A 19,871-nucleotide genomic window follows, 5' to 3' on the forward strand; every position below is an offset into this window, starting at 1 on the left:
CCACGTCGACGGGCCTCTCGTCGGCAACCAGCTCGATCGGCTCGTTGTCCACGTCGACCTCGACGGGCATCAATTCGCTGTCCACGGGCCTCAGCTCAACCGACAGCACGGTCGCTTCGCTCTCGACCTCCACGTCGACCGGCCTCTCGTCGGCAACCAGCTCGATCAGCTCGCTCTCGACGTCGACCTCGACCGGCATCAACTCGCTGTCCACGGGCCTCAGCTCGACCAACAGCACAATCTCGTCGCTGTCCACGTCGACCTCGACCGGCATCAGCTCGCTGTCCACCGGCCTCAGCTCGACCAACAGCACGATCACGTCGCTGTCCACGTCGACTTCGACCGGCATCAGCTCGCTGTCCACGGGCCTCAGCTCGACAGACAGCACGGTCACGTCACTGTCGACGTCGACCTCGACCGGCCTCAGCTCGCTGTCGACCAGCCTGAGCTCGACCGACAGCACGGTGCTGTCGCTGTCGACCTCGACGTCGACCGGCCTCAGCTCGGCAACCAGCTCGATCACGTCGCTGTCGACCTCGACGTCGACCGCGATCGAAGCCGCGAAGACGCACTACTACAGCGTCAACGACAACGGCACGCAGCAAGGCAACTACGCCAACGATGGCGCGACGGGCGTCAACTCGCTCGCAGCCGGCGTGAACGCCAGCGCGGCAGGCGCCAGCAGCGTGGCAGTCGGCGACGGCTCGAACGCACAGTCGACCGGCGCGGTCGCCATCGGCCAGAACGCATCGGCCACGGGCGGCAAGGCAGTGTCGATCGGCTCCGGCAACACGGCAAGCGGCGACGGCGCGGTCGCGATCGGCGACCCGAGCATCGCAACGGGCACCGGCGCGGTGGCGATGGGCGCGAACGACACGGCGACCGGCACCGGCGCGGTGGCGCTCGGCAACGCGAACACGGCAACCGGCAACAGCGCGCTCGCCCTCGGCAGCTCGAACCAGGCCACCGCTGACAACACGATCGCGCTCGGCAACAAGGCTGTCGCGAGCGCGACCGGCGCCCAGGCCTACGGCTCGGGTGCGTCGGCCACGGCCGCGGATGCACTCGCCTTCGGCACGAACGCCCAGGCCAACGTCGCCAACTCGATCGCAATGGGCGCCAACTCGACTACGGGCAACGCTGTCGGCGTGTCCAGCGTCACGATCGGCGGTGTGACGTACCCGTTCTACGGTACCTCGCCGGTGGGCGTCTTCAGCGTCGGCGCACCCGGTGCGGAACGCCAGATCACGAACGTCGCGGCAGGCCAGGTATCGGCCACCAGCACGGACGCGATCAACGGCAGCCAGCTCAACGCGACGAACCAGGCGGTCAACAGCCTGTCGACGTCGACCGCGTCGAACATCTCGTCGCTGTCGACCGGCATCGGTTCGCTGTCCACGGGCCTGAGCTCGACCAACAGCAACCTCACGTCGCTGTCCACGTCGACCTCGACTGCGATCAACTCGCTGTCGACGGGCCTCAGCTCGACGAACAGCAACCTCACGTCGCTGTCCACGTCGACGTCGACCGGCATCGGCTCTCTGTCGACCGGCCTGAGCACGACGAACAGCACGGTGGCGTCGCTGTCGACCGGCGTGACGAATCTCGGCGATCAGGTGTACCAGTTGTCGACCACGATCAACAACAACACGACGCGCTCGGCGAACAGCACCGCCGTCGCGGCCGACATGAACGGCACCGGCTCCGACCGCCCCACGGTCACCGCCGGCTCGAATTCGGTGGCGATCGGCGCAAATTCGAACGACGGCGGCCGTTCGAACGTGGTGTCGGTCGGTAGCGACACGCAGCAGCGCCAGATCACGAACGTCGCGCCGGGTACGCAAGGCACCGACGCGGTGAACGTGAACCAGCTGACGCAGGTTCAGACGACACTGTCGACGGCACTGTCGGGCCAGCAGGCGCAGATCAACTCGCTGGGTTCGCAACTGCAGCAGACCGACCAGATGGCGAAGCAGGGTATCGCGGCCGTCGGCGCGATGGCGTCGATCCCGCAGCTCGACCGCGACGCCAACTTCGGGATGGGTGTCGGCACCGCGTCGTTCCTGGGTCAGAAGGCGATGGCGGTCAACATGCAGGCGCGCATCACGGAGAACCTGAAGGCGTCGATCAACGGCGGCTTCAGTGGCGGTCAGAAGGTGATCGGCGCCGGCATGCTGTACCAGTGGAAGTAACGCGTCGCGCCGCCACGCCGCCGGCTCACGAGCCGGACGGCGGCGGGCGGCCCCGACGGCAGGACGAGCCCGCCGCGCAACGCGTGGCGGGCTTCAGTCAACCCAAGCATTGAGGACGTAATCGTGAACAAACTCGCTCTTGCGCTCGCACTTTCCGCAACGGCCCTCGCCGCGTGCTCGACCGCATCCGGCCCGACCTTCAGCGCATCCGAACTGCAGCCGCGCGACGGCGTGCGTACCTTCCAGGTGGATTGCCACGGCCTGCTGTCGGGCCCGCAGACCTGCATGAAGGCCGCCCGCAAGATCTGCGGCGACCAGCCGGTGCGCACCGTCGACGCGGCCCGCGCGCTGCGCGACGGCTCGGATCCCGCGACGCTCGTATTCCAGTGCGGTGCCGCGCCGGCCGCGGCAGCGTCGGCCGCCGAGCCGGCGCCGGCCCCCGCACCCGCGGCGGTCGAACATGTGAACCTCGCGGGCGACGCGCTGTTCGCGACGGGCCTGGCCACGCTCCCGCCGGCCGCGCGCGCATCGCTCGACAAGCTGCTGAGCGAACGCGAAGACCGCACGTACACGCAGGTGACGGTCACCGGCCATACGGATTCGGTCGGCAGCAACGCCGCCAATCTCGCGCTGTCGAAGCGCCGCGCGGAAACCGTCGCAAGCTACCTGAAGGCGCACGGGCTGAAAGCGCAGTCCGTGTCGGTCACGGGCCGCGGCAGCGCCGATCCGGTCGCGTCCAACGCGACGGCCGAAGGCCGCGCGAGCAACCGCCGCGTCGAGATCTCGCTGCAGCGCTGAGCAGCCGGCCGTCGCGGCCCGGGCGCCCTCGCGCCTGCGCACGACGGCCCTCACCGGCAGGGCGTTGTTGCCCCGCGGCACCCTGCTGCCCCCGTCGACCCCGCTTCGCCGGGGCCCCGGCTCCCGTGCCGGCGGCTATGTCAAAGTTCGTCAGGCCCCTCCACAAAACGGCGCCTTCCGTGCCACAATCGCCGCAGACAGCTGCCGGAGCGTTCCGACCGCGTCGCGCGCCGTGCCAGACCCGCCCGACGACACCCCGGAATCCTGCGGCCGCCTCGCGATCCGCGCCGCTCGACGCACATTCCAGTGCGCGCCGGCGCGAACGCGACCACGACAATCCGCGGCGCGCCGTTTCGCGGCCACGGCCGAACGCACGACGCCGCAGAGGAAACCAACCGGTGACGGACATCAATCAAGCCGCCTCGGGCGGCACCCGCAAGCAACGGCCGGCCGTCGGCATCTCACTGTTTGCGCGGGACGGCCAGGCGATCTGGGAAAACGGGATTCACCAGAACATCGCGTACCTCGCGATGATGCTCAAGCGCTCCGATCGCGTCGGCCCCGTCTATTTCCTGAACGGCGGCGACGCCAACGCACTGCCGACCGGCCTCGAACTCGACGGCCTCGACGTGCCGCTCGTGAAGCCTTCCGACGTCACGCACGAACTCGACGTCGTGATCGAAATGGGCGCGCAGTTGCCGGCCGAATGGATGCGGCACGTAAAGGCGCTCGGCACGAAGCTCGTCGCGTGCTACGTCGGCCATACCTACAGCGGTCTCGCCGAAACGCCGATCTTCGGCAAACCGTCGGGACACATCTTCAATGGCACGCAGTTCGACGAAGTGTGGGTGCTCGAGAAGTCGCAGAAGATCGACGTGCCGCTGTTGCGCACGCTCACGCGCGCGCCGGTCTTCACGATTCCGCATCTGTGGTCGCCGTACTTCCTCGATCGCCGCATCGCCGCGCTGGCGAGCGAGGGCCTGACGTTCGGCTATCGGCCGGGCCGGCGTCCCTGGAATCTCGCCACGCTCGAGCCGAACATCTCGGTCGTGAAGTCCTGCCACTATCCGATGCTCGCGTGCGACGAGTTCTACCGCGCACAACCGGACGCGGTGCGGCATCTGTTCGTCGTCAACTCGATGCAGATGAAGGCGCATCCGACGTTCGTGCACTTCGCGAACAGCCTCGACCTCGTGCGCCAGCAAAAGGCGACGTTCGAGCCGCGCATCGACCTGCCGGGCTTCATGGCGCGCCACGCGGACGCCGTCGTGTCCCACCACTGGGAAAACGCGCAGAACTATCTGTACTACGACGTGCTGTACGGCGGCTATCCGCTGATCCACAACTCGACGCTGCTCGGCGACGCCGGCTACTACTACCCGGATTTCGATTCCGCCGGCGGTGGTCAGGCGCTGCGCGATGCATGGCTGCATCACGACGAGCGGCTCGACGACTATCGTGCGAAAGCCGGCCGGCTGCTGCAGTCGGTCTCGATCGACAACCCCGCGAACCTGGACGCGTTCGTCGCGCGCCTGGTCGCCTGAACCGGAGCATACGCATGTCGGACTCCAAAGCCCGTCAAGCGCCCGGCGAGGGCAAGCGTCTCGTCGTCGGCGTGTCGCTGTTCGTGCGCGGCGCCGGCCAGTCGCTGTGGGAAAACGGCATCTTCCAGAACTGCCTGCTGCTGATCCTGCTGCTGCGCCAGTCGCCGCTCGTCGCCGAAGCCGTGATGGTGAACGGCGGCGAACAGGTCGCCGATCCGCAGATGATGCTCGGCGAATGGGACGTGCCGCTCCTGTCCATGGATGAAGCGCTGGAGCGCTGCGACGTGCTGATCGAAATGAGCGCGCAGTTCGGCGCCGACTACCTGCGCGCGTTCCGCGACCGCGGCGGAAAGGTCGTCACGATGCGGGTCGGCAACGACTACGTGATCGACATCGAGCGCGCGATGTTCGACAAGCCGTCGGGCTTCCTGTTCTCGGGCGCGCCGTACGACGCGGTGTGGACGATTCCGGAATTCGAGCGCTCGTGCCTGCACTATTACCAGACGGGCCTGCGCGCGCCGGTGACGATCGTCCCGCACATCTGGCATCCGATGCTGTTCGACAAGGCGCGTGCAACGCTCGGCGCCGGTTTGTCGTTCGGCTATCAGCCCGGCAAGCCGCGCTGGCGCGTGACGATGTTCGAGCCGAACATCTGCATGGTGAAGACGAGCATCATCCCGATGCTGGTCACGGAAGAGGCGTACCGCGCGAATCCGAAGTTCCTCGAGTTCGTACGCGTGTGCAATACGCTGCACCTGAAGGAACATGCGACCTTCGTTCACTTCGCGAAGAGCCTGGACATCGTCAACCACGGGATCACGACGTTCGAAAGCCGCTATGCGGTGTACGAATTCATGGCCGCCTACGGCGACGCGGTGGTGTCGCACACGTGGGAAAACGCGCAGAACTACCTGTACTACGAACTGCTGTACGGCGACTATCCGCTGATCCACAACTCGCCGTTCCTCGGCAAGGCCGGGTATTTCTATCCGGACTTCGATTGCCAGGCCGGCGGACGTGCGCTGCTGCAGGCGTTCGCCGGGCACGATGCGAACCTCGACGCGTACCGCGAGCAATCGAAGCACGTGCTCGATTCGGTCAGCATCTACAACCCCGACAACGTCGCCGCATATTCCGACGCGATTGCGTCGCTCTATCGCGACGCATGACGCGCCGCCTCCTCCGCACGCCGGCATGAACACACACCCGCCCCTCTCCCGCACGAAATGGCTGATCGGCTGCGCCATCGCGTCGATCGCGATCGGTGCGCACGCGCAACCCGGCGGCGAATCGGCCGACGCGCTACTGCGCGATGCCGATGCGGTCTTCAAACAGCTCGACGCAGGCCAGTACGGCGCGGTGTGGAACGACTCCGCCGCGTTCGTGAAGGCCCGCCTCAAGCAGGACCAGTTCGCCCAGGACATGCAGCGCGCGCGCCAGTCGGTCGGCATGGTCAGTCATCGCGGCTGGGCGCAGATCACGCGAATTCGCTACACGAATTCATCGTCGACGCCCGACGGGCTTTATGCGAATGTCGACTATGCGACGACACTCACGACCGGAACGACCGTGTACGAAAAGCTGAGCTTTCGCCTCGACGACGACGGCCGCTGGCACCTGACCGGCTACGTGCCGCGTCAGTCTCAGAACTACACGCCTTGAACTGCGCACCGTCCACCCGGAGCCGCCGATGAAAATCAATGTCGCGATTACGATGAACGTGCAGCGCGACGCGGCGCAGTCGATCTGGTACAACGGCGCGAACCAGCATTGCGTGTACCTGTACATGCTGCTGAAACGCTCGCCGCTGATCGGCGAAGTGTGGCTCGCGCACGACGACGGCATCACCGATTACCCGCAGGCGCTGATGATGGACGCGTTCGGCGACGCGCTGCGGCCGCTGTCGGAGATCGTCCACCAGACCGACCTGCTGATCGAGATGAACGCGTTCATCGATCCGTCGCACACGGACGCGGTGCGCCAGTGCGGCGGCAAGTGCGTGTCGTACCGCTTCGGCAACGACTACGTGATCGCGGTCGAGACGATCAACTTCGAGAAGAACAACTGGCGGCCGAACCCGAACCGCGTGCAGTTCGACGAGATCTGGACCAACCCGCAACACATGCACACGTGCGCGGCCTACTTCCAGGCCGTGTATCGCGCGCCGGTGATCGAGCTGCCGCACATCTGGTCGCCGTACTTCATCGAACGCAGCCTCGACACCGATCCCGAACTGAAGGCGCGCTTCGGCTATCGCAATCACGGCCCGGCCAAGCGCATCGCATTCTTCGAACCGAACCTGAACGTCGTGAAGAGTTCGATCGTGCCGATGCTGGCCGCGAATGCGTGCTACGTCGAGCGCCCGGAGCTGATCGAGCACGTGTACATGACCAACACGTTCGACAAGAAGGAAAACGTCGCCTTCAAGCATCTCGCGCTCGGGCTCGAGATGGTGCGCGACGGCAAGGCGACGGCCGACGTGCGCGCGCCGTTCGTCGCGTGGGCCGCGCATCACGCCGACATCGTCGTGTCGCACCACTGGGAAAACGGGCTGAACTACCTGCTGTACGACGCGCTGTACGGCAACTACCCGCTCGTGCACAACTCGCCGTTCCTGCGCGACGTCGGCTATTACTACCCGGACTTCGAGATCTTCGACGCGGCGCGCGCGATCGCGACCGCCGCGCAAACGCACGACGCGCGGCTCGACGATTACGCCGCGGCGGCCCGCCGCTGTCTGCAGCAGGTCGACACGCTCGCCGACCACAACGTTCGCGCGTATTCCGAGCAGATCCAGCGCCTGTTCGCCGGGCGCGCGCTCGGCTGAGCGCATCCGTCCGCCATCCGTTCATGAGGCAGGCCGTCCGCAACTTCGTCGTGGTCGATTCGATCCACGGCCCGTTCGTCATCGACCGGCACAGCACGCGGCAGGCCGACGCGCTGATCAAGACCCGACGCGCTGCGCGGTCGTATCGAACTCGCGCGCTCGGTGCTGCTGCGTGCGGGCCGGCGCGACGAAGCCGCGCGCGCGACCCTCGCCAGCGAGAACGTGCTGACCGCCGCGCAGTCCGAGCCGTCGGATCTGCCGGTCACGTTCCCGCATCACGCGATCGGCGATTTCAGCGATCTGGCCGCGCTGATGCTCGCGATGGATGCCGTGGTCACCACCTGCACCGCGCACATCCATCTGGCCGGAGCGTTGGGCGTGCCGGCGGTCCTGCTGCTGAGCCCGAAAGCCGATGCGCGCTGGGAAACCAGCTCGCGTACCGCGCTGTATCCGGGCATCCGGATCGTGCGGGCCGCGCATCCGGGCCAATGGGACGATGCGGTCGATCGCGCGCTGGCGCTCGTGCTCGGGGGATTCGGGAAAGACTGACGGAGCGCTTGCCAGGCGCCGCACGCCCGCGATCGGCGCACGTCAGGCGCGACGCGCGAGCGAGCGCCAGGGCGGCACGCGATCGCCGCCGTGCGTCGCGAACAGGCGGCCATGCCGGCGTCCGATCCGCGCAAGCCCCGCGAAACAGCGGAGCGCGGCACGGCTGACCTGGCCTGCGTGCCGCGCGAGGCTGCCGGATACGCCGCGCGCAATCGCCGAATCGTCGCCGCAGGCGCCCGCAAACACGCCGGCATAGTAGTGCCGCGCCGCGAGTTCGCGGCCGTCGGCGTCGAGCGGCTTCATCCGGCGAATACGGTGCGCAACGGCCTTGAGGCCATCGAGATACGGTGCGACGTCGAGTGGCGCATCGATCGATTCGGCGCCGAGCTGCCACAGCATGTCGGCCAGTTCGGCGATCGCGACGAGTTCGCGCGCATCGACCGCCTGCGTGCCCGTTCCGTGCCCGGCCTTCTTCGTCGCCATACCCACGCCCCTTTGCAATCCTTCGTTGCCCGATGCCGGCGCGCCGCGCCCGCACCGCGGCGTCATGCGGCGGCCGGTGACCGCCATGTAAAGCGGATGCCCTGCGCCCAGGCGACGCCGGAATCCAGGATGATCTGCCGGTCGATCTCGTTCTCCACGCCTTCGACGACGACGTGCCTCGCGCTTTCGTGCGCAAACGCGATCAGCCGGCGAAACTGGTAACGCCCGATCGCGTTGCGCTTGATCAGCGACAGGACGGACCTGTCGAGCTTCACGATATCGGGGTTGCCGACCACCAGATTGTTCAGCGCGCTGAAGCCGACGCCGAAGTCGTCGATCGCGACGCGGCACCCGGCCTGGCGAAACCGGTTCACGAACGACCGGCCCGCGACGGGATTCAGCGGCCCGGTCTCGGTAATCTCGACGACCAGCCGCGCCGCGACCGACGGCTCGCGCTCGAGCCGCCTGAAAATGGCCAGCCACGCGTCGTCCACCACCGCACTCATCGCCGCGACGTTGCAGCCATACACGGCCTTCGGATCGGCGCGCAGCGCGTCGATCGTCCGGCCCACCACGAGCCGGTCGAACCAGCGCATCAGCCCGAGCGATTCGAGGCGCGGCAGGAACGCGAGCGGCGGCAATGCATCGCGCGATCCCCAGCGCAGCCGCGCGAGGCATTCGTGATACAGCACGCCGCCCGACAGGTCGGCGCGGCAGACCGGCTCGCGCGCGAATCCGAGCCGGCTTTCGACGAAACTGCGTACCGACGCGAGGTCGGGGTGATCGTCATGCGCGGCGAATACGAGATCGATCTCGTCCTGATTCGCTACGCTGTTCGCCTCCAGGCGAGGTTCGACCGCATTCATCCGGCGCTCCGGCAAATGTCGGACCGCCGATGACGGCCCGCGCTCTCGATACATATGGCGCGAGCCGACTACGACACGCGCCACCGCCTACCCGGCCCATCCTCTTGTTTCGATCTTTTCCGGGAGCGTACTTTTTATTTAGTCGCGCCGTCAAACCAGATATTGTCAACGATATTCAAACACGGAAAATACACCACGCATGCACGTCGGCCACAGTGCGGCAGATTACACAAAATCATCCGCGGAGCATCGCTCGATATCGTTTATTTTTATCCACCGACCATTTCCCGAAAAATGCGATTTACCGCAAGGCTCCGTTTAATTATCGGATTTCCTGTGTTTGGTATGATGAATGGCCTATTGACGAAATCCTGTCCGAACGCGCCGCCCGAATGCGCCACAACGAACGGGATCGCATCGACATTGGCGTATCGCAGCACATTCGATCTCCGCGGAGTTCAATTCTGCCGTTTCAAACGACATTGATAATGCCTGAATATTAATTAGACAAGTCAAACGCAACAATATCGAGGCGAATTACAAAACGATCACGGATTGAAAGATCTTTAACAATCCTTTCGGCTTGTTAACCTCTAAAATAATTTCTGACGGACTTCCCTCGGAGCCGTCAGATTCGTGCCTTCAAAACCGTCGAATCTTCCCCGGTTCGACGGTTTCTTTTTTAATGGGCACTATTTCTTCAGACATTAACCGGAGACGATCCGGACGACGGCTTGCGGCACGCGCAACCTCACGCCGCCGTCGCGCCGATCAGGTTCGCGAGCAGCACGTCGTATTCGGCGACGAGCGCGGGGTTCGCCGACGTATAGCGGCCAAGGATCTCGCGCTGGCGCCGCGTGTACCCTTCCCAGTCGTCGTCGTGCGTGTGCAGCGCGTGCAGCAGCGCCTCCGCGCCCTTCTGCACGTCATTGTCCGGGTAGTAGTAGCCGAGGTCGGGCGCGAGGCTCGCGTTGTGCACGAGCGGATAGCCCTGCCAGCACACGTCGAAATAGAAGTAGTTGAGCGGGTTCGACCATTGATGCGACACCACGATGTCGGTCAGGTCGGCCAGGAACAGCGGCGTGTCGAAGCGACCGACGAAGCTCGCCTTGCCGGCGCGCACGATGTCCAGGTAGTTCATCAGCATCACGAACTCCGGGCTGTCGTGCGCGAGACGATCGGCGTTCGTCACGTGCGCGAAGCAGATCGCATCGGGGTCGCGGCGATACGCTTCGTCGATGATCAGCATCGGGTACACGCAGAACTTCACGACGTTGTGGTTCGGCTCCATCACCGTGAGCCGCTTGCCCGGCTCGCTGCGCGGGCGGTACTCGCCGTGCTCGGGCAGCGATGCGGCACGCGCGTCGAGGAACATCGGATCCCACACGAACGGCACGACGCGCCCCGGGCAGCGGCGCAGCGACTGCAGGAACGGCAGCGACGACGGCGCGATCTGCGGAATCGCCCACACTTCGTCGTAGCCGCGGTTGATGAACAGGGAATCCCACAGCCGGCGGCCGAACAGCATCGATTCCATCGCGTTGATGTACTCGACGCCGCAGCAGTAGCTGACGATCTTCGCGCCGCGCGCTTTCAGATAAGCCGTCTGCGCGGCGTCGATCTGGCCGCCGAGTTCGATCACCACGTCGAGCGCATCCTTCATGTCCGCGAACGCACGCGTGTCGTACACGGTGCGATCCCACGGCAGCGCGTCGGTGAGCGGCACGTCGGTCGTGTTGACCAGCGTCACGCGGTAGCCGTGCGGCGACGCCATCAGCAGCTTCGCGAGAAACAGCGCGTTCTGCTTGATGCCGTTGATCCACAGGCTTTCGTCGGGGGTGCGCAGACCGATCGTGATACCGATGCGCAGGCCGTTCAGGACAGGAGACGTCATCGTCGGCGGGATGGGAGGTTGAATGGTCGCAGTGTAGCGCGCGGCACGCGGCCGCGCGAACAATCCTCCAGTCTAGCGGAGTACCGGCCGCCAGACTGTCATGCATGGTCATACGCGGTGCCAAAAGCCAGGGCAATCGCATGAAGGGGCTTACCAGCCAAGGAGTTGAGCGCGATAGTTGTCGCTGGTGGCGGCCTTGAGCCGGCGGATTTTGAGACCCGCCTTGGTTTGCGTGTCCTTGCGCAGCAGGTTCATCGTGATGCGGCGCAGAATTGCAAAGTTCTGCGCCGCATGTTCGACCCGCACCCTGCATTGATCTTCGCCGAACGCCACGTCGAGCACCCAGTGCATCGAGTTCTCGATCCGCCAGTGCGAGCGTACGGCGTGTGCAATGCGCGTTGCATCGGCGGGCAGGCTGCTCACGTAATATCGGCGCTCGACCGACACCGTCTCGCCGATCTCGCGCGTGGCCTCGACCATAGCGATCGAGCGCATGCCCGGCCAGAGCGCGGCCGCGCGCCATGTGTTCATCACATCACTGACCAGGCAACGACGTGTTTCGATCCGGCCGTGGTCCTTCTCGACCTCCCGATATTCACTCGAACAGTCCCATCGATCTTCGGACCGGAGTCGGTCGATGGCTTCGAGCGTCGAGCGAATTTCCACCAGCAGCGTCGGTTGGTTCTCCTTGACCGCCAACACATAATCGGCACCGCTCGTGACGAGCTGCCGGGCAATCGCTTGCTGGCAGCCCATCGCGTCGATCGTCACGATTGCGCCCTTGAGCACTAGTGCATCGAGCAGTTCCGGAATCGCCGTGATCTCGTTACTCTTGTCGGCCGTGCGCACCTGCCCCAGTACAACGCCCAGGCCGCTTCCAAAGGCCGAAACAAGGTGGATGGCACGCTCCCCATTGCGATGCGAGCCACGGACCGTCTTGCCGTCGATCGCGATGACCTCGCCGGACAAGGTTGGAAACGCACCGCTCATCCAGCGCGTGAAGCACGCCTCGAACTGACGTGGGTTCAGGGCCGCGAACACCCGTCCAAACGTGTCGTGGGACGGGATGCCGTTGCGCAGCGGCACGTAGCCGCGTAGCCACTCCAGTTTCTCTTCACCCCAGATCTGAATGGCTACCCACCTATCCGCTCCCGAGAGAATCGCGCACAGCGCCACCACCAGCATCTCTGACAGGTCGTGCGCAGGCGTTCGGCTGCGCGGATCGCGTAACTCGCCGAACGCGTCTTCGATGCTCAAGGCTTGCGTTTCCTCCATCCGATGCCTCCGCAAAAGATAGTAGTAAACGCTTGATTCGCCTCGGTTTACAACCCCGCGCGTAACTCCTTGATTGTTAACGCCCCTTCATGCGATTGCCCTGCGCCAACGGTGCCGGTTGGCGACCGGGCGCACCGCAAGGCATGCCATGCACACCGCCGGCGCCAGATGCGACAAGGCCGGCGTCGCGCCGCGAGGCGCCACGCCGGCCCGTGCGCGACGCACGCCCCGGTCAGCCTTCCGCCATCATCAGCAGCTGCGCGCCATCCGCGACCTGGTCGCCGACGCCGTACAGCACTTCGGCGACGACGCCCGCGCCCGGCGCGCCGATCGTGTGCTCCATCTTCATCGCTTCCATCACGATCAGCGGCGTGCCGGCCTCGACCTTCTGGCCCGGCTCGACCAGCACCGCGATCACCTTGCCGGGCATCGGCGCGGTCAGGCGGCCGCCGCCATGCTCGGCATCGCCGGCGTGCGCGAGCACGTTGCGCCATTCGAACGTCTCGGCGACACCCTGCGTGAACACGTGGAAACTGTCGCCGTCCGCATACACGCGGCCGCTGCTGCGCACGCCGTCGAGCGTTACGTCGAAGTCGAGCGGCGTGACGCCGCGTGCCCATGCGAACGGCTGCGCGGCCGCGTCGCCGGTGGCGATGCGCGTGCTGCCGCCGTCGTCCAGGTAGGTGACCGTCACGTCCGCTTCGCGTTCGGGCGCGTGCCATTCGAGCGTGCGGCGATAGCCGCCGTTCAGCCGCCAGTCCGGCAGCGCGCGCCACGGCGACGCGCCGTCCCGTGCGGCCGCATCGTGCTCGCGCGCGAGCAGCGCCGCGCAGGCCAGCGCGAGCGTCGCGCGCGGCGGCCGTTGCGGCGCGAACAGCGCAGCGTGGTTGCGCTCGATCAGGCCCGTGTCGAGATCGGCGATCGCGAACGGCGCGCAGGTGACGATCCGCTGCAGGAACGCGGCGTTCGTGTGCAGGCCGACCACCTCGCATGCCCGCAGCGCGCGCAGCATCCGGCCAAGCGCTTCCGCGCGGTCCGCGCCGTGCACGATCAGCTTCGCGATCATCGGATCGTAGAACGGCGTGATCGCATCGCCTTCGCGCACGCCGCTGTCGACGCGCACCGGCGCGCCGATCGCGAACTCGACGCCGTCCGGCAGCCGCAGGTGCTTCAGCGTGCCGGTGGACGGCAGGAAGCCGCGCGCGGGATTCTCCGCATAGAGACGCGCCTCGATCGCGTGGCCCTGCACGCGCAGTTCCTCCTGCCGCAGCGGCAGCGGTTCACCCGCTGCGACGCGCAGTTGCCACTCGACGAGATCGAGCCCCGTGACCATCTCGGTGACCGGATGCTCGACCTGCAGGCGCGTGTTCATTTCCATGAAGTAGAACGCTTCGCCCGTCATGATGAATTCGACGGTGCCCGCGCCGACGTAATTCACCGCACGCGCGGCCGCGACAGCCGCTTCGCCCATCGCCTCGCGCACGTCTTCGTGCAGCCCCGGCGCCGGCGCTTCCTCGAGCACCTTCTGGTGACGGCGCTGCACCGAGCAGTCGCGGTCGAACAGGTAGACGGTGTTGCCGTGCGAGTCGCCGAACACCTGCACTTCGACGTGACGCGGGCGCGTCAGGTATTTCTCGATCAGCACGCGATCGTTGCCGAAGCTGCTCGCGGCCTCGCGCTGGCACGACGCGAGCGCGGCGGGGAAATCATCGGAACGCTCGACCACGCGCATGCCCTTGCCGCCGCCGCCCGCGCTCGCCTTCAGTAGCACCGGGTAGCCGATTTCGTCGGCTTCGCGATGCAGGTGGGCCGCGTCCTGGTCGTCGCCGTGATAGCCGGGGACGAGCGGCACCGCGGCCGCGTGCATCAGCGCCTTCGCGGCGGCCTTCGAGCCCATCGCCGCGATCGCGTCGACCGGCGGCCCGATGAACGCGATGCCGGCCGCTTCGCACGCGTGCGCGAAATCCTCGTTCTCGGACAGGAAACCGTAGCCCGGATGGATGGCCTGCGCGCCGGTCGCGCGCGCGGCCTCGATGATGCGCTCGATGCGCAGGTAGCTGTCCGCGGCCGCGGAGCCGCCGATGTGCACGGCCTCGTCGCATGCGGCGACGTGCTTCGCGTTCGCGTCCGCGTCGGAATAGACGGCGACGCTCGCGATCCCGAGACGTTTGCACGTCGCGGCGACGCGGCAGGCGATCTCGCCGCGGTTGGCGATCAGAATCTTGTCGAACATGGCTTCGGTGTCGTCCGGAAAGTTAGGGGCACGCCGTCATTCACGCCACGAAGGCGTGCGTTTCTCGAGGAAGGACGCGATCCCTTCACGCGCTTCCGCGCCGGCGCGGGTCCGCGCGATCCACTCGGCGGTCTGCTCGATCAGCGTTGCGTCGAGCGGCCGGCCGGCCACGTCGGCGACGAGCCGCTTGCATGCCCGCACCGCGTCGGGGCCGTTCGCGACGAGCGTCGCGGCCAGCTTCGCGACCGTTTCGTCGAGCGCCTCGGCCGGCACGGCATCGTGAATGAAGCCGAGGGACGCGGCGCGCGCGCTGTCGAACACTTCGGCCGTCGTGAAGTAGCGACGCGCCGCGCGCTCGCCCATCGCACGCACGACGTACGGTGCGATCGTTGCCGGAATCAGCCCGAGCCGCGCTTCGGACAGGCAGAACTTCGCGCCGTCGGCGGCGATCGCGATGTCGGCCGCCGCGACGAGGCCCACGCCGCCCGCATACGCATCGCCGTGCACGCGCGCGATCACCGGCTTGCCGCAGCGATGGATCGCCTCGAGCATCCGCGCGAGCTTGCGCGCGTCGGCGCGGTTCTCGTCGTCCGAGTAACCGGCCATCTTCTTCATCCAGTTCAGGTCCGCGCCCGCGCAGAACGCGGCGCCTTCCGCCGCGAGCACGACCGCGCGCACGCCGGCGTGCGCATCGAGCCACTCGAACGCGGTGGTGAGCTCGGCGATCGTCGTCTCGTTGAACGCGTTGCGCACGTCGGGCCGCGCGAGCGTGACGGTCGCCACGCGGCCGGCCTCGCTTACCTTGATCGTTTCGTATCGCATCGGTCAGTCCTCCCGGCCGTTACATGCGGAACACGCCGAAGCGCGTGTCGTCGATCGGCGCGTTCATCGACGCGGCGAGGCCGAGACCCAGCACGTCGCGCGTCTGCGCGGGGTCGATCACGCCGTCGTCCCACAGCCGCGCGCTCGCGTAATACGGATGCCCCTGGCGCTCGTATTGGTCGCGGATCGGCTGCTTGAAGGCATCCTCGTCCTCGGCCGACCACGTGCCGCCCTTCGCCTCGATGCCGTCGCGGCGCACGGTCGCGAGCACCGATGCGGCCTGCTCGCCGCCCATCACCGAGATCCGCGCATTCGGCCACATCCACAGAAAGCGCGGGCCGAACGCGCGGCCGCACATCCCGTAGTTGCCCGCGCCGAACGAGCCGCCGATGATCACCGTGAACTTCGGCACCTTCGCGTTCGACACGGCCGTCACCATCTTCGCGCCATGGCGCGCGATGCCTTCGTTCTCGTACTTGCGGCCGACCATGAAGCCCGTGATGTTCTGCAGGAACACGAGCGGAATCTTGCGCTGGCAGCACAGCTCGATGAAATGCGCGCCCTTCACAGCCGATTCGGAGAACAGGATGCCGTTGTTCGCGACGATCCCGACCGGATGGCCCCAGATGTGCGCGAAGCCCGTGACGAGCGTCGTGCCGAAGCGTGCCTTGAATTCATCGAACTCCGAATCGTCGACGATGCGCGCGATCACTTCGCGCACGTCGAACGGCTTGCGCGTGTCGACCGGAATTACGCCGTACAGGCTCTTCGCGTCGTAGCGCGGCGGCTTCGGCTCGCGCACCGCCACCGGTGACGCGATCTTCGGCGCGAGATGACCGACGATGCTGCGCGCAATCGACAGCGCATGTGCGTCGTTCTGCGCGAGATGGTCGGCCACGCCCGACAGTCGCGTGTGCACGTCGCCGCCGCCGAGATCCTCCGCGCTCACTTCCTCGCCGGTCGCGGCCTTCACGAGCGGCGGGCCGCCGAGGAAAATCGTGCCCTGGTTCTTCACGATGATCGACTCGTCGCTCATCGCCGGCACATACGCGCCGCCCGCCGTGCACGAGCCCATCACGACCGCGATCTGCGCGATACCCGCGGCGGACATCGTTGCCTGGTTGAAAAAGATGCGGCCGAAGTGGTCGCGATCGGGAAACACGTCGTCCTGGTTCGGCAGGTTCGCGCCGCCCGAATCGACGAGGTACACGCACGGCAGCCGGTTTTCGGCGGCGATTTCCTGCGCGCGCACGTGCTTCTTCACGGTCATCGGGTAGTAGGTGCCGCCCTTGACCGTCGCGTCGTTGCATACGATCACGCACTCGCGGCCAGCGATCCGGCCGATCCCGGTGATCACGCCCGCGCCTGGCGCGTCGTCGTTGTACATGCCGTTCGCCGCGAGCTGCGACAGCTCGAGGAACGGCGCACCCGGATCGAGCAGCTGCGCGATGCGGTCGCGCGGCAGCAGCTTGCCGCGCGACAGGTGCTTGTCGCGCGCGGCCTGGCCGCCGCCTTGCGCGAGCTGTTCGATCTTCGCGCGCAGGTCGGCGACGACCGCCTCCAGCGCCGCGGCGTTGGCGCGGAAATCTTCCGAACGCGGATTCAGTTTCGATTCGATGATCGGCATCGCCGGGGCTCCGTTCGCGTGACGTGGGGCGTTACATCGTTTCCGCGAACAGCTCGCGGCCGATCAGCATGCGGCGGATCTCGCTCGTGCCGGCGCCGATCTCATACAGCTTCGCATCGCGCCACAGACGGCCGACCGGGTATTCATTGATGTAGCCGTTGCCGCCGAGGATCTGGATCGCCTCGCCCGCCATCCACGTCGCCTTCTCGGCCGTATAGAGGATCACGCCCGCGCAGTCCTTGCGCACCTGGCGAATGTGGTCGCTGCCGGCCGAATCGAGGTGGCGGCCGACCGCGTACAAATACGCGCGGCATGCCTGGAACGTGGTGTACATGTCGGCGACCTTGCCCTGGATCAGCTGGAATTCGCCGATCGACTGGCCGAACTGCTTGCGGTCGTGGATATACGGCACCACCGCGTCGAGACACGCGGCCATGATGCCCGTCGGGCCGCCCGACAGCACCGCGCGTTCGTAGTCGAGGCCGCTCATCAGCACCTTCACGCCGCCGTTGAGCTGGCCGAGGATGTTCTCTTCCGGCACCTCGACGTCCTGGAACACGAGTTCGCCCGTGTGCGATCCCCGCATGCCGAGCTTGTCGAGCTTCTGCGCGACCGAGAAGCCCTTCATCCCCTTCTCGACGATGAACGCAGTGATGCCGCGCGGGCCGGCGTCGATGTCCGTCTTCGCGTAGACGACGAGCGTGTCGCAGTCGGGGCCGTTGGTGATCCACATCTTCGTGCCGTTGAGCACGTAGCGGTCGCCGCGCTTGTCCGCGCGCAGCTTCATGCTGACGACGTCGGAGCCGGCGTTCGGCTCGCTCATCGCGAGCGCGCCGATGTGTTCGCCCGACACGAGCTTCGGCAGATATTTCTGCTTCTGCGCGTCGGTGCCGTTGCGGTGGATCTGGTTCACGCACAGGTTCGAGTGCGCGCCGTACGACAGGCCGATCGACGCCGATGCGCGCGAGATCTCTTCCATCGCAACCATGTGCGCGGTGTAGCCCATGTTCGCGCCGCCGTATTCCTCGGACACCGTCATGCCGAGCACGCCGAGATCGCCGAACTTCTTCCACAGATCCATCGGAAACTGGTCGGTGCGGTCGACTTCCGCCGCCCGCGGCGTGATTTCCTTGGCCGCGAACGTCGCGACGGCGTCGCGCAGCATCTCGATGTCTTCACCGAGCATGAATTGCACACCGGGCAGGTTGATCATGTCTCCTCCGTCTCCAGAAAATGGGTCGCACGCGCCGATTTCTGAGTTTCGCTCAAATCGGATCAATGCGTCGATTCATTAAGCCAATGCAGCGTAAATTTCGCACAGTTTCGCGCCTCGCCCGGCTTGTCGTCAATAGTTTTTTGAGTGACACTCAGATATCATTGCGGCATGACAGCCGCCACCGCCGACACCATGACCGCCACCGCCAAAGCAGACCGCCCCGAGCCGTCGCGCGCACCCGCCGGGCGCAAGTCCCAGCAGCGCGTGCAGGACATCCTGCGCGCCGGTCGTGAAGTGTTCGCCGAAAAGGGTTACGAGCATGCGACGGCCGCCGAGATCGCGCAGCGCGTCGGCGTATCGGAGGCGACGGTGTTCAGCTACTTCCGCGGCAAGCGTGAGCTGTGCGCGCGCGTGATTGCCGACTGGTATGACGAAATCATTGCCGCGTTCGAACTCGGGATGCCGCAGGAAGCGTCCGTGCAGCAGCAGTTCGCATTCATCGTGCGCACGCACCTGCGGCTGATGCTGGTGAACGGCACGGGGCTGTGCGCGCTGGTGCTGTCGGAGGGGCGAGCGAAGCAGCATGCGTTGAGCGACGAGCTCACCGCGCTGCAGCGCCGCTACACGGCGCCGCTGATGGACGTGCTCGCGCGCGGCCAGGCGGCCGGGCAGGTGCGCAACGACATGCCGTTGAGCCTGCTGCGCTCGATGGTGTTCGGGCCGATCGAGCACGTGCTGTGGGATGCGATCCTGGGGCACCGCAAGCTCGATACGGAAACGACGGCCACGCAGCTCATCGACATGCTGTGGGCGGCCGTGCAGCCGCCCGCACCGGAGCAGGCGGCACTGGTGCGCTTCAGGAACGAAGTCGCGGAAGCGGTCCGGCGGCTGGAAGGGGAAGCGTCACGCCCGTGACGCCTGCGGGTGGCACGGCGCCTCTGCCGCGTTGCCGCCTCCCCCGCCAACGCGGGGCATTCAATTGCTACGACTCCTCGCCGACCCGCAGCGGCGCACGGCTCTGCTCGTTGTTCAAGTGAACGAACTTGCGCAACAGGCGCATCAGTTCCCGCGAATCGTCCTCCCCCATGCCGTCGAACAGGCCGGCGCGCAGCTCCTTCACCGACGGAATCAGGTGCGTGAGCAGTTCGACGCCCGCCGGCGTCAGCAGCAAGCGCCGCTGACGCCGCGGCAACACTTCGCGGACGATCAATCCTTTCGCTTCGAGCCGGACCGCGAGGTCCGCGGTCGTCGAAGTGTCGAGCGCCACTCGCTGCGCGAGCGTCACCTGATCGAGCCCCGGGCACTCGTAGAGCATCCGCAGGACCGCGTACTGCACCGGCGTCACGTCCCGGCCCAGCTTCTCGTAGAACATCGCAACCGCAATCTGGTGCGCGCGCCGGATCAGATGCCCGGGTTCGTCGTACAGGTCGAACGGGAAAGCCGGCGCGTCGGCGGGATTCGTTTTTTCCATGAATGAGTCGATGACATAGGCAGCGCACGCCGTTGCGTGCGCCGACGGCATGGCGCTGCGTCGCGCCATTTCCC

General features: G+C 66.5%; 17 protein-coding genes. 8 read left to right on the forward strand and 9 right to left on the reverse strand.

Features of this window, described 5'->3' with window-relative positions; translation table 11 throughout:
• The 7 genes from ACV22W_RS27215 to ACV22W_RS27245 form a co-directional block, all read left to right on the forward strand.
• The coding region (locus ACV22W_RS27215; RefSeq protein ID WP_448022610.1) for a YadA family autotransporter adhesin at positions 1-2,192 on the forward strand (2,192 nt) is incomplete at its 5' end.
• A gap of 123 nt (positions 2,193-2,315) precedes the next feature.
• Positions 2,316-2,990: an OmpA family protein gene (locus ACV22W_RS27220; protein WP_448022611.1), complete on the forward strand. Its 675-nt coding sequence runs from the start codon at positions 2,316-2,318 to the stop codon at positions 2,988-2,990.
• Positions 2,991-3,388: 398 nt separating this feature from the next.
• Positions 3,389-4,534 carry a DUF2827 domain-containing protein gene (locus tag ACV22W_RS27225; RefSeq protein WP_448022612.1) on the forward strand — a complete coding sequence of 382 codons (1,146 nt, stop codon included), beginning with the start codon at positions 3,389-3,391 and terminating at the stop codon, positions 4,532-4,534.
• A gap of 14 nt (positions 4,535-4,548) precedes the next feature.
• Positions 4,549-5,703, forward strand: coding sequence for a DUF2827 domain-containing protein (locus ACV22W_RS27230; RefSeq protein ID WP_448022613.1), 1,155 nt, complete (start codon positions 4,549-4,551; stop codon positions 5,701-5,703).
• 25 nt (positions 5,704-5,728) lie between these two features.
• Entirely contained in the window at positions 5,729-6,196 is a 468-nt protein-coding gene (locus tag ACV22W_RS27235) for a DUF4019 domain-containing protein (protein WP_448022614.1), read from the forward strand.
• A 28-nt stretch (positions 6,197-6,224) separates the two neighbouring features.
• Complete coding sequence (locus tag ACV22W_RS27240) at positions 6,225-7,361, forward strand: DUF2827 family protein (RefSeq protein ID WP_448022615.1); 1,137 nt, start codon at positions 6,225-6,227, stop codon at positions 7,359-7,361.
• Between the two features lie 162 nt (positions 7,362-7,523).
• Complete coding sequence (locus tag ACV22W_RS27245) at positions 7,524-7,910, forward strand: hypothetical protein (RefSeq protein WP_448022616.1); 387 nt, start codon at positions 7,524-7,526, stop codon at positions 7,908-7,910.
• A gap of 42 nt (positions 7,911-7,952) precedes the next feature.
• Here ACV22W_RS27245 and ACV22W_RS27250 read toward each other — a convergent pair whose 3' ends face one another.
• The 8 genes from ACV22W_RS27250 to ACV22W_RS27285 form a co-directional block, all read right to left on the reverse strand.
• Positions 7,953-8,393 carry a hypothetical protein gene (locus tag ACV22W_RS27250; protein ID WP_448022617.1) on the reverse strand — a complete coding sequence of 147 codons (441 nt, stop codon included), beginning with the start codon at positions 8,391-8,393 and terminating at the stop codon, positions 7,953-7,955.
• Between the two features lie 62 nt (positions 8,394-8,455).
• Positions 8,456-9,259, reverse strand: coding sequence for an EAL domain-containing protein (locus ACV22W_RS27255; protein ID WP_448022618.1), 804 nt, complete (start codon positions 9,257-9,259; stop codon positions 8,456-8,458).
• A 751-nt stretch (positions 9,260-10,010) separates the two neighbouring features.
• The gene (locus tag ACV22W_RS27260) at positions 10,011-11,153 is read right to left on the reverse strand and encodes a DUF2827 domain-containing protein (RefSeq protein WP_448022619.1); all 1,143 of its coding nucleotides are present in this window, start codon (positions 11,151-11,153) and stop codon (positions 10,011-10,013) included.
• A 150-nt stretch (positions 11,154-11,303) separates the two neighbouring features.
• The gene (locus ACV22W_RS27265; protein ID WP_448022620.1) at positions 11,304-12,428 is read right to left on the reverse strand and encodes an ISAs1 family transposase; all 1,125 of its coding nucleotides are present in this window, start codon (positions 12,426-12,428) and stop codon (positions 11,304-11,306) included.
• Positions 12,429-12,660: 232 nt separating this feature from the next.
• Complete coding sequence (locus ACV22W_RS27270; protein WP_448022621.1) at positions 12,661-14,661, reverse strand: acetyl/propionyl/methylcrotonyl-CoA carboxylase subunit alpha; 2,001 nt, start codon at positions 14,659-14,661, stop codon at positions 12,661-12,663.
• 36 nt (positions 14,662-14,697) lie between these two features.
• Entirely contained in the window at positions 14,698-15,483 is a 786-nt protein-coding gene (locus ACV22W_RS27275) for an enoyl-CoA hydratase/isomerase family protein (protein ID WP_448022622.1), read from the reverse strand.
• A 19-nt stretch (positions 15,484-15,502) separates the two neighbouring features.
• Complete coding sequence (locus tag ACV22W_RS27280; RefSeq protein WP_059532490.1) at positions 15,503-17,110, reverse strand: carboxyl transferase domain-containing protein; 1,608 nt, start codon at positions 17,108-17,110, stop codon at positions 15,503-15,505.
• A gap of 31 nt (positions 17,111-17,141) precedes the next feature.
• Positions 17,142-18,323: an isovaleryl-CoA dehydrogenase gene (locus tag ACV22W_RS27285; protein ID WP_448022623.1), complete on the reverse strand. Its 1,182-nt coding sequence runs from the start codon at positions 18,321-18,323 to the stop codon at positions 17,142-17,144.
• Positions 18,324-18,494: 171 nt separating this feature from the next.
• Between ACV22W_RS27285 and ACV22W_RS27290 the strand changes: the two genes are divergently transcribed.
• On the forward strand, positions 18,495-19,241 hold the full coding sequence (locus ACV22W_RS27290; RefSeq protein ID WP_448022624.1) for a TetR/AcrR family transcriptional regulator: 747 nt from the start codon (positions 18,495-18,497) through the stop codon (positions 19,239-19,241).
• Positions 19,242-19,308: 67 nt separating this feature from the next.
• Here ACV22W_RS27290 and ACV22W_RS27295 read toward each other — a convergent pair whose 3' ends face one another.
• A complete protein-coding gene (locus ACV22W_RS27295) occupies positions 19,309-19,797 on the reverse strand; it encodes a MarR family winged helix-turn-helix transcriptional regulator (RefSeq protein ID WP_448022625.1) in 489 nt (162 codons plus the stop codon).
• Positions 19,798-19,871: the final 74 nt, after the last annotated feature.

Source organism: Burkholderia sp. AW49-1 (assembly GCF_053427845.1).